This window comes from Pseudomonas sp. EB271-G4-1 (assembly GCF_058791355.1).
In genome coordinates this window covers 63,259-73,261 of record NZ_JBYTEO010000035.1, presented here as the reverse complement: position 1 = coordinate 73,261, position 10,003 = coordinate 63,259, and the positions used below count along the sequence as shown (strand labels likewise).

The 10,003-nt window shown below is 61.3% G+C and carries 7 protein-coding genes and 1 pseudogene; all 8 read left to right on the top strand.

Annotation, left to right across the window (positions count from 1 at the left end):
* Positions 1–184: 184 nt before the first annotated feature.
* The 8 genes and pseudogenes from AC3WWR_RS18470 (at position 185) to prfB (ending at position 9,997) form a co-directional block, all read left to right on the top strand.
* On the top strand, positions 185–1,807 hold the full coding sequence (locus tag AC3WWR_RS18470; protein WP_033043253.1) for a methyl-accepting chemotaxis protein: 1,623 nt from the start codon (positions 185–187) through the stop codon (positions 1,805–1,807).
* Positions 1,807–2,343, top strand: a complete 537-nt coding sequence (locus AC3WWR_RS18465) for a chemotaxis protein CheW (protein ID WP_020799663.1) — start codon at positions 1,807–1,809, stop codon at positions 2,341–2,343. The genes AC3WWR_RS18470 and AC3WWR_RS18465 overlap by 1 nt, the downstream gene beginning before the upstream one ends.
* Positions 2,340–3,611, top strand: a complete 1,272-nt coding sequence (locus AC3WWR_RS18460; RefSeq protein ID WP_033043255.1) for a CheR family methyltransferase — start codon at positions 2,340–2,342, stop codon at positions 3,609–3,611. The genes AC3WWR_RS18465 and AC3WWR_RS18460 overlap by 4 nt, the downstream gene beginning before the upstream one ends.
* Entirely contained in the window at positions 3,608–4,291 is a 684-nt protein-coding gene (locus AC3WWR_RS18455; RefSeq protein WP_020799661.1) for a chemotaxis protein CheW, read from the top strand. Before AC3WWR_RS18460 ends, AC3WWR_RS18455 begins: the two co-directional genes overlap by 4 nt.
* On the top strand, positions 4,288–6,573 hold the full coding sequence (locus AC3WWR_RS18450; RefSeq protein WP_020799660.1) for a hybrid sensor histidine kinase/response regulator: 2,286 nt from the start codon (positions 4,288–4,290) through the stop codon (positions 6,571–6,573). Before AC3WWR_RS18455 ends, AC3WWR_RS18450 begins: the two co-directional genes overlap by 4 nt.
* Positions 6,570–7,580 (top strand): annotated as a pseudogene (locus AC3WWR_RS18445) (chemotaxis response regulator protein-glutamate methylesterase). The gene AC3WWR_RS18450 and the pseudogene AC3WWR_RS18445 overlap by 4 nt, the downstream one beginning before the upstream one ends.
* Positions 7,581–7,627: 47 nt before the next feature.
* Positions 7,628–8,629: a response regulator gene (locus AC3WWR_RS18440; protein WP_168757308.1), complete on the top strand. Its 1,002-nt coding sequence runs from the start codon at positions 7,628–7,630 to the stop codon at positions 8,627–8,629.
* A 272-nt stretch (positions 8,630–8,901) separates the two neighbouring features.
* A protein-coding gene (gene prfB, locus AC3WWR_RS18435) for a peptide chain release factor 2 (RefSeq protein ID WP_098465888.1) occupies positions 8,902–9,997 on the top strand; the annotation gives its coding sequence in 2 pieces (ribosomal slippage) (positions 8,902–8,973 and positions 8,975–9,997; 1,095 coding nt in all).
* The last annotated feature ends 6 nt before the right edge of the window (positions 9,998–10,003 follow it).

The window sequence follows — 10,003 nt, the reverse complement described above, 5'->3', positions numbered from 1 at the left end:
CGGCAGCTCCTACAAGGGATCGGCGTGCACCTGTAGGAGCTGCCGCAGGCTGCGATCTTTTGACTATAAACCGACCACTTCGATTTTTTTTGCCAAGAGATGAGAAGTGGCGCAACCGTCTTATAAATGAAACAGCGCCCTCGGCTATACTCCCCGCATTTCAAAATGCCCCCGAGGATTGACTGTGAAGAACTGGACGTTGCGCCAACGCATTTTGGCGAGCTTTGCGGTAATTATCGCCATCATGTTGCTGATGGTGGTCGTCTCGTATTCGCGCTTGTTGAAGATCGAGACCAGCGAAGCCAGCGTTCGTGAGGATGCGCTGCCGGGCTTGTATTACAGCTCGATGGTCCGCGGCGCCTGGTCCGACAGTTACTTGCGGATGTTGGAGATGCTCGGGCTGGAGCAGGGGAAGGGCTTCACCGCCAAGGATGCCTCGGATTTCAAGGATTTCTCCGCGCGCTTGCAAGAGCAGATGGAGCTTTATCGCGCCACGGTGACGACGGATGAAGACAAGGTCGAATATGCCGCGTTTGAAAAACTCCACGCGGACTACCACCGCATCCTGCTCGCCGTTACGGATTTGCATAAACGCAACCAGGACGCCGAAGCCATCAGGATGTTCAACGAAGAGCTGACCCCCGTCTGGACAGCGGGTCGAATGAAGCTCAGTGATATTCTGCGCCACAACAAAGCAGTGGCAGACCAGGCTGTGGCGGCCATCGACGATGCGGTACTCACCGCCAAGGGGATCATGGGCATTTCCCTGGTGCTGGCAGTGCTGGCCGCCGGCCTTTGCGGCCTGCTGTTGATGCGCGCCATCATGGCGCCGATGAATCGTATCGTGCAAATCCTCGAAATCATGCGCACGGGCGATCTGAGCTCGCGTCTCAATCTTGAGCGCAAGGACGAATTCGGTGCCGTGGAAACCGGCTTCAACGACATGATGACCGAGCTGACCGCCCTGGTGTCCCAGGCCCAGCGCTCGTCGGTGCAAGTGACCACATCGGTCACCGAGATCGCCGCGACGTCCAAGCAACAGCAGGCCACCGCCACCGAAACGGCCGCGACCACCACTGAAATCGGCGCGACTTCCCGGGAAATCGCCGCTACGTCTCGTGACCTGGTACGCACCATGACCGAAGTGTCCACCGCCGCCGACCAGGCTTCGGTGGCCGCCGGTTCCGGGCAACAGGGCCTGGCGCGCATGGAAGAGACCATGCATTCGGTGATGGGCGCGGCCGACCTGGTCAACGCCAAGCTGGCGATCCTCAACGAGAAGGCCGGCAACATTAACCAGGTGGTGGTCACCATCGTCAAGGTCGCCGATCAGACCAACCTGTTGTCGCTCAACGCGGCTATCGAAGCCGAGAAGGCCGGCGAATACGGTCGAGGTTTTGCCGTGGTTGCGACTGAAGTCCGGCGTCTGGCGGACCAGACCGCCGTCGCCACCTACGACATCGAGCAGATGGTGCGCGAAATTCAATCGGCGGTGTCGGCCGGTGTGATGGGCATGGACAAATTCTCCGAGGAAGTGCGCCGCGGCATGTTCGAGGTGCAGCAGGTGGGCGAGCAGTTGTCGCAGATCATCCATCAGGTCCAGGCGCTGGCGCCGCGGGTGTTGATGGTCAACGAAGGCATGCAGGCCCAGGCCACCGGCGCCGAGCAGATCAACCACGCGCTGGTGCAATTGGGTGATGCCAGCAGCCAGACCGTCGAATCCCTGCGCCAGGCCAGCTTCGCCATCGACGAGCTGAGCCAGGTGGCGGTAGGGCTGCGTAGCGGCGTCTCGCGATTCAAAGTCTGATGAGCGAACTCACGGCCAAGCGCTCTGCCGTGAAACAGGCGGCGCACGCGTTATTCCTGGTGTTTCGCATCGGTCACGAGCGGTATGCCTTGCAGGCGATCGAGGTGGCGGAAGTGCTGTCGCGCCTGCCATTGAAGCCGATTGCCCAGGCGCCGCACTGGGTCGCCGGGGTATTGGCCTATCGTGGCGCGGTGGTGCCGGTCATCGACCTCAGTGCATTGACCTTCGGCACGCCCGCGCAGGCGCGCACCAGCACGCGCCTGGTGCTGGTGCATTACCGGCCGGATGCAACCGCCCAGGCGCAATTACTCGGTCTGATTCTGGAACGGGCCACCGACACCGTGCGTTGCAATCCGGCGGAATTTCAGCCCTATGGCCTGGACAATCCACAGGCGCCGTACCTGGGGCCCGTACGTGAAGATGCCCAGGGTTTGTTGCAATGGGTGCGGGTGGCCGACCTGCTGGACGATCAGGTCCGTGCGCTGTTGTACCCGACGCCACCCCTTGACCCGGCATTGCTGGAGCAGTGGCAATGAGTAGCGACCAGCGGTTTTTCGATTTTCTCAAGGAGCGTATCGGCCTCGACGTGACGTCGGTCGGCCCGGCGATCATCGAGCGTGCGGTACGCCAACGCAGTGCCGCGTCCCAAGCGCAGACGGCCGACGAATATTGGTGCACCTTGCAGTGTTCAAGCGACGAGCAGCAGGCGTTGATCGAAGCGGTGATCGTCCCTGAAACCTGGTTTTTCCGTTACCCGGAATCTTTCACCACCCTGGCGAAACTGGCGAGCAGGCGCCTGGCCGAGCTCAACAACATGCGCGCCCTGCGGATTCTGAGCCTGCCGTGCTCCACCGGCGAAGAGCCTTATTCCATTGCCATGGCGCTGCTGGATGCCGGGTTCAAGCCGCACCAGTTCAAGGTCGATGGCATGGACGTCAGCCCTTTGTCGGTGGAAAAAGCCCGACGAGCGCTATACGGCAAGAATTCGTTTCGCGGTCAGGACATTGCGTTTCGTGACCGCCATTTCAGCGCCGAAAACGACGGCTATCGACTCAGCGCCCCGGTACTGGAGCAAGTGCGCCTGCAGGTCGGCAATCTGCTCGATCCGACCTTGCTCGCCAGCGAGCCACCCTTTGACTTCGTGTTCTGCCGCAATCTGCTGATCTACTTCGATCTGCCAACACAGAAACAGGTTTTCGAGGTACTCAAGCGCTTGACCCATGTTGATGGGGTACTGTTTATCGGCCCGGCGGAGGGCAGTCTGCTGGGGCGCCTGGGCATGCGTTCGATTGGCATCCCACAATCCTTTGCCTTCAGTCGCCATAGCGCTCCTGAGCCCGAGCCGCTGCCGGCATTCGTACCCACACCGTTGCCGGTGCCGCAACCCGTGCGCAGGGTCGCGCCGATGCCGACTCAACGGCGCCCGTTCGCCAGCGTCAATCAGGTATCGCACTCGGTCGCACCAAGCACATCCGACGCCGCCGCGCTGCTGGCGAACGTCGCCGCGCTGGCCAACGAAGGCAAAAGCGCCGAAGCCCGTGCCGCCTGTGATAACTATCTACGCCACCACGAACCGGTGGCCCAGGTGTTTTATTGGCTGGGGCTGCTCAGCGATGTCGCCGGTAGCGTCCTCGAGGCCCAGGGTTTTTATCGCAAGGCGTTGTACCTCGACCCGCAACATGCCGATGCGTTGATGCACTTGGCCGCCTTGCTGCAATCCCAGGGGGATACCGCGGGAGCCAGACGATTGCAGGACCGCGCCGCCCGCAGCGAGCGCGCCGCCGACAGTGAGCGTAAACGATGATCGCCTCCGACACCTTGAACGTCACCCATGAAGATGCCCAGTCCATCGACGACTGCTGGAATCGCATTGGCATTCACGGCGACAAGTCCTGCCCGCTGCTGAGCGAACACATTCACTGCCGTAATTGCGCGGTGTATTCGGCGGCCGCCACGCGCCTGCTGGATCGCTACGCGTTGCAGCAGGAGGAACGCGCGTCAGCGTCCATTGCCGTCGAAAGCGAGGTGAAAACCCGTTCGCTGCTGATGTTCCGCCTCGGCGAAGAATGGCTGGCGCTGGCCACTCGCAGCCTGGTCGAAGTGGCGCCGTTGCAAACCATTCATTCATTGCCCCATCAACGCTCCCGGGCCTTGCTAGGGGTGGCGAATGTACGGGGTGCGTTGGTGGCGTGCCTCTCTCTGGTCGAGTTGCTGGGTCTCGATAGCACCAGCAGCGTTGCCAGCGGCGCGCGAGTCGTGCCGCGCATGCTGATCATCGCCGCCCACGGCGGTCCCGTGGTGGTGCCGGTAGACGAAGTGGACGGAATACATGCCATCGACGAACGCATCCTCGAAGCGGCGTCCCGCTCTGGCGCGCAGGCCAGTGCCAAGTACACCCGTGGCGTGATGCAATTCAAAGGTCGCAGCCTGCGCTGGCTGGATGAAGATCAGCTGATGTCCGCCGTGACCCGGAGCCTCACATGACCCCCGAGCAAATGCGCGACTCTTCGTTGCTGGAGCTGTTCAGCCTGGAAGCCGAGGCCCAGACCCAGGTGCTGAGCGCAGGTTTGTTGGCGCTGGAACGTGATCCGACCCAGGCTGATCATCTCGAATCGTGCATGCGTGCGGCACATTCGCTAAAAGGCGCGGCCCGGATCGTCGGCGTCGATGCTGGCGTCAGCGTTGCCCATGTCATGGAAGATTGCCTGGTCAGTGCCCAGGAAGGGCGCTTGTACCTGCGCCCGGAACACATTGATGCGTTGCTGCAAGGCACCGACCTGCTGATGCGCATCGCGACACCGAACAATGCGCCGGGCGCTGCGGACATCGAAGCGTATGTCGCATTGATGGGGCGCTTGCTCGATCCAATGGCTGCTGCGATACCGAGCATGACCCCCGCCGCGCTGGTGATGGCCGAGCTGCAAGTTGAAGCGCCCGCACCCACGATCGAAGAGCCGGCGGCGCCCGTCGAATCGCTGGCGGTATCGCCGAAACTGGCCAGGCGCACCACCGAAAACGGCGAGCGCGTACTGCGCGTCACTGCCGAGCGCTTGAACAGCCTGCTCGATCTGTCGAGTAAATCCCTGGTGGAAACCCTGCGGCTCAAACCGCACCTGGCAACCATGCAGCGGCTCAAGCGCATGCAGAGCAACAGTCAGCGGGCGCTGGAAAACCTCAACGTCCATCTCAAGGAGCAAGTCCTGAGCCTCGAAGCCCGGGAAGCCCTCGACGATGCACGCCGGCTCCTGGCGGAGTCCCAGCAATTGCTGGTGGAAAAAAACGCCGAACTGGATGAGTTTGCCTGGCAGGCCAGCCAGCGCGCGCAGGTGTTGTACGACACCGCCCTGGCTTGTCGCATGCGGCCGTTCGCCGATGTCTTGACGGGGCAGGTGCGGATGGTCCGCGACCTCGGTCGTAGCCTCGGCAAGCAAGTGCGGCTGGAGATCGAGGGCGAAAAGACCCAGGTCGATCGCGACGTCCTGGAAAAACTCGAAGCACCACTGACTCACTTGCTGCGCAATGCCGTCGATCACGGTATCGAAAGCCCGGAACAAAGGCTGTTGGCGGGTAAGCCAGCAGAGGGCCTGATTCGTCTGCGCGCGTCCCATCAGGCCGGGTTGCTGGTGCTGCAACTGAGCGATGACGGTAACGGGGTCGATCTGGAAAAGGTCCGTCGCAGCATCGTCGAACGCCAGTTATCCCCGGCCGATACCGCCGCGCAATTGAGTGAAGAGGAACTGCTGACCTTCCTTTTCCTGCCCGGCTTCAGTCTGCGCGACACTGTCACCGAAGTCTCCGGGCGCGGCGTTGGCCTGGATGCGGTGCAGCACATGGTTCGCCAGTTGCGCGGTGCGGTGGTGCTGGAGCAGACGGCGGGCGAGGGCAGTCGTTTCCATCTCGAGGTGCCCCTGACCCTGTCCGTGGTGCGCAGCCTGGTGGTGGAAGTCGGTGAAGAGGCTTATGCCTTCCCGCTGGCCCACATTGAGCGCATGTGTGATCTGGAGCCGGCGGATATCGTTCAGGTCGAGGGCCGCCAGCATTTTTGGCATGAAGGCCGGCATGTCGGGCTGGTCGCCGCCAGTCAACTGTTGCAGCGTCCGGCCAGTCAAGGCAGCCAGCAAACCCTGAAAGTCGTGGTGATCCGCGAGCGTGATGCGATATATGGCATTGCGGTAGAACGCTTTATCGGCGAGCGGACATTGGTTGTATTGCCCCTGGATGAGCGCCTCGGCAAGGTCCAGGATATCTCCGCCGGCGCTCTGCTCGACGACGGTTCGGTGGTGTTGATCGTCGACGTCGAAGACATGCTGCGTTCGGTGGATAAGTTGCTCAACACCGGGCGGCTGGAGCGCATTGCGCGCCACAGCAACCAGGTCGTCGCAGCGGCCCGCAAGCGAGTCCTGGTCGTGGATGACTCCCTGACCGTGCGTGAGCTGCAGCGCAAACTGTTGCTCAATCGAGGTTATGACGTGGCCGTGGCGGTCGACGGCATGGATGGCTGGAATGCCTTGCGTTCCGAAGATTTCGACCTGCTGATCACCGACATCGACATGCCGCGCATGGACGGCATCGAGCTGGTGTCGTTGTTGCGCCGGGACAATCGTCTGCAATCGCTGCCGGTGATGGTGGTGTCCTACAAGGATCGTGAAGAAGACCGTCGTCGTGGACTGGACGCCGGGGCCGACTATTATCTAGCCAAAGCCAGTTTTCACGACGATGCCCTGCTCGATGCAGTGGTTGAGCTCATAGGAGGAGCACGGGCATGAAGATCGCAATCGTCAATGACATGCCAATGGCCGTGGAAGCCTTGCGCCGGGCATTGGCTTTCGAGCCGGCCCACCAGGTGATCTGGGTGGCGAGCAATGGCCGCGAGGCGGTGCAAAAGTGTGCCGAACAGACGCCAGACCTGATCCTGATGGATTTGATCATGCCGGTGATGGACGGAGTGGAAGCCACCCGGCACATCATGGCTGAAACGCCCTGCGCGATCGTCATCGTCACCGTCGATCGCCAGCAGAACGTGCATCGGGTGTTCGAGGCCATGGGCCATGGCGCCCTGGATGTGGTCGACACGCCAGCCCTCGGCGCGGGCAATGCCCAGGAAGCGGCGGCACCGCTGTTACGCAAGATCATGAATATCGGCTGGCTGATCGGCGACAAGGGCAATCGGGAATGATCGGCACCGAATCCGACGCGCAGTTCGGGCCCACGCCAGAGCCTGATCGCCATCGGTTCATCCGCTGGCGGGCCGGCGGCTTTGGAACTCCTGCTCAAGGGATTGCCGCGGGATTTTTCCCCGGCCATCGTATTGGTCCAACACGTTGACCAGGTATTCGCCGCTGGCATGGCGGAATGGCTCGGCAGCGCCAGCGGCCTGAACGTGCGCCTGGCCCAGGAGGGCGAACCGCCGCAAAGCGGCACCGTGCTGCTGGCGGGCACCAACCACCATATTCGTTTGTTGAAAAACGGCAAGCTGGCCTACACGGCCGAACCGGTCAACGAGATCTACAGGCCCTCTATCGATGTGTTTTTCGAGAGCGTGGCCAGTTACTGGAATGGCGATGCGGTTGGCGTTTTGTTGACCGGGATGGGGCGTGATGGCGCGCAAGGGCTTAAACTCATGCGCCAGCATGGCTACCTGACCATCGCACAAGATCAACAAAGCAGTGCGGTGTACGGCATGCCGAAGGCTGCAGCCGCCATCGATGCCGCCGTGGAAATACGCCCGCTGGAACAGATAGCGCCACGATTGCTGGAGATATTCCCCAAGTGACCCTTTCAACCGCATTCCTGGCCCAAGTAGTATTCAGGTGAACGCACATGAATGATTTACAGCTCGACGACTTCAAGACTGACGAAAATGCCGCCATGGTGCTGTTGGTGGACGATCAGGCGATGATCGGCGAGGCCGTACGACGCGGTTTGTCGAACGAAGAAAACATCGACTTCCACTTTTGCGCCGACCCGCACCAGGCCATCGCCCATGCCGTGCGCATCAAGCCGACGGTGATCCTGCAGGACCTGGTCATGCCCGGCCTCGATGGCCTCAGCCTGGTACGCGAATACCGCAACCACCCGGCGACCAGGGACATTCCGATCATCGTCCTGTCGACCAAGGAAGACCCGCTGATCAAGAGCGCGGCGTTCGCGGCCGGGGCCAACGACTACCTGGTCAAGCTGCCGGACAACATCGAGCTGGTGGCGCGCATTCGCTATCACTCGCGCTCCTACATGACGCTGCTGCAGCGTGATGCGGCCTACCGCGCTTTGCGGGTCAGCCAGCAACAGTTGCTCGACACCAACCTGGTGTTGCAACGCCTGATGAACTCCGACGGCCTGACCGGGCTGTCGAACCGTCGGCATTTCGATGAATACCTGGAACTCGAATGGCGCCGCTCGCTGCGTGAGCAGACCCAATTGTCGTTGCTGATGATCGATGTGGACTACTTCAAGACCTACAACGACACCTTCGGCCATCTGGAAGGCGACGAAGCCCTGCGCCAGGTCGCCGCGGCGATCCGCGACGCCAGCTCCCGACCTTCCGACCTCCCGGCCCGCTACGGCGGCGAAGAATTCGCCCTGGTACTGCCCAACACCTCGCAGGGCGGCGCGCGGCTGGTGGCGGAAAAACTGCGCATGACCGTGGCCGCGCTGAAGATCCCGCATATAGCCCCGACCGAAGGATCGAGCCTGACCATCAGCATCGGCCTGTCTACCATCATCCCGACATCTGGCAGCAATTGTCGTGAATTGATCTCGGCGGCGGACAAGGGGTTGTACCAGGCGAAGAACAACGGGCGTAATCAGGTTGGCATAGGCTGACCGACACAAAACACCCTGTGGCGAGGGGGTTTATCCCCGCTGGGCTGCGAAGGGGTTCCAACAACGGGACTGCTGCGCAGTCCAACGGGGATAAATCCCCTCGCCACAGATAAATCCCCTCATCACAGATAAATCTCCTCGTCACAGGTGATCTCCACAGTTGCAGAGGGCGTAGGTGAACCCCGCCTTTTCGGCCAAGCGGACTGCCGTTTCCGGCCGTTTACCGTTATACTCGCCGGCTTTCAAAAGTTCGCCAACGAGTGCTGCCCGCCATGGAAATCAACCCGATCCTTAACACCATCAAGGACCTGTCCGAGCGCTCCGAAACTATTCGGGGGTATCTTTGACTACGATCAAAAGCATGAGCGCCTGACCGAGGTCAATCGCGAGCTTGAAGATCCGAGTGTCTGGAACAAACCTGAATACGCCCAGGAACTGGGCCGCGAGCGCGCTGCGCTGGCGCAGATCGTCGATACCCTCGACGAACTGAACACGGGTCTGGCCGATTGCCGCGACCTGCTGGACATGGCTGTCGAAGAAAACGACGAAGGCGCAGTGGGCGATGTCGTCGCCGAGCTGGCCCGTCTTGAGGAAAACCTCGCCAAGCTTGAATTCCGCCGCATGTTCAGCCATGAAATGGACCCGAACAACGCCTACCTGGATATCCAGGCCGGCTCCGGTGGCACCGAGGCCCAGGACTGGGCCAACATCCTGCTGCGCATGTACCTGCGCTGGGCTGACAAACGCGGTTTCGACGCCACCATCATGGAACTGTCGGCCGGTGAAGTCGCGGGCATCAAGGGCGCGACCGTGCACATCAAGGGTGAATACGCCTTTGGCTGGCTGCGTACCGAGATCGGCGTACATCGCCTGGTTCGCAAGAGCCCGTTCGACTCTGGCAACCGTCGCCACACTTCGTTCTCTGCGGTTTTCGTCTCGCCAGAGATCGATGACAAGGTGGAAATCGAGATCAACCCGGCGGACCTGCGGATCGACACCTATCGTTCCTCCGGTGCCGGTGGTCAGCACGTAAACACCACCGACTCGGCTGTACGTATCACCCACGTACCGACCAATACCGTGGTCAGCTGCCAGAACGAACGTTCCCAGCATGCCAACAAGGACACCGCCATGAAAATGCTGCGGGCCAAGTTGTATGAGCAGGAAATGCAGAAACGCAACGCCGCGTCCCAGGCGCTGGAAGACACCAAGTCGGATATCGGCTGGGGTCACCAGATCCGTTCTTATGTGCTCGATGCGTCGCGGATCAAGGATCTGCGTACCAACATCGAACGCAGCGACTGCGACAAGGTGCTCGACGGCGATATCGACGAATACCTGGAAGCCAGCCTGAAATCAGGGCTGTAAGACATG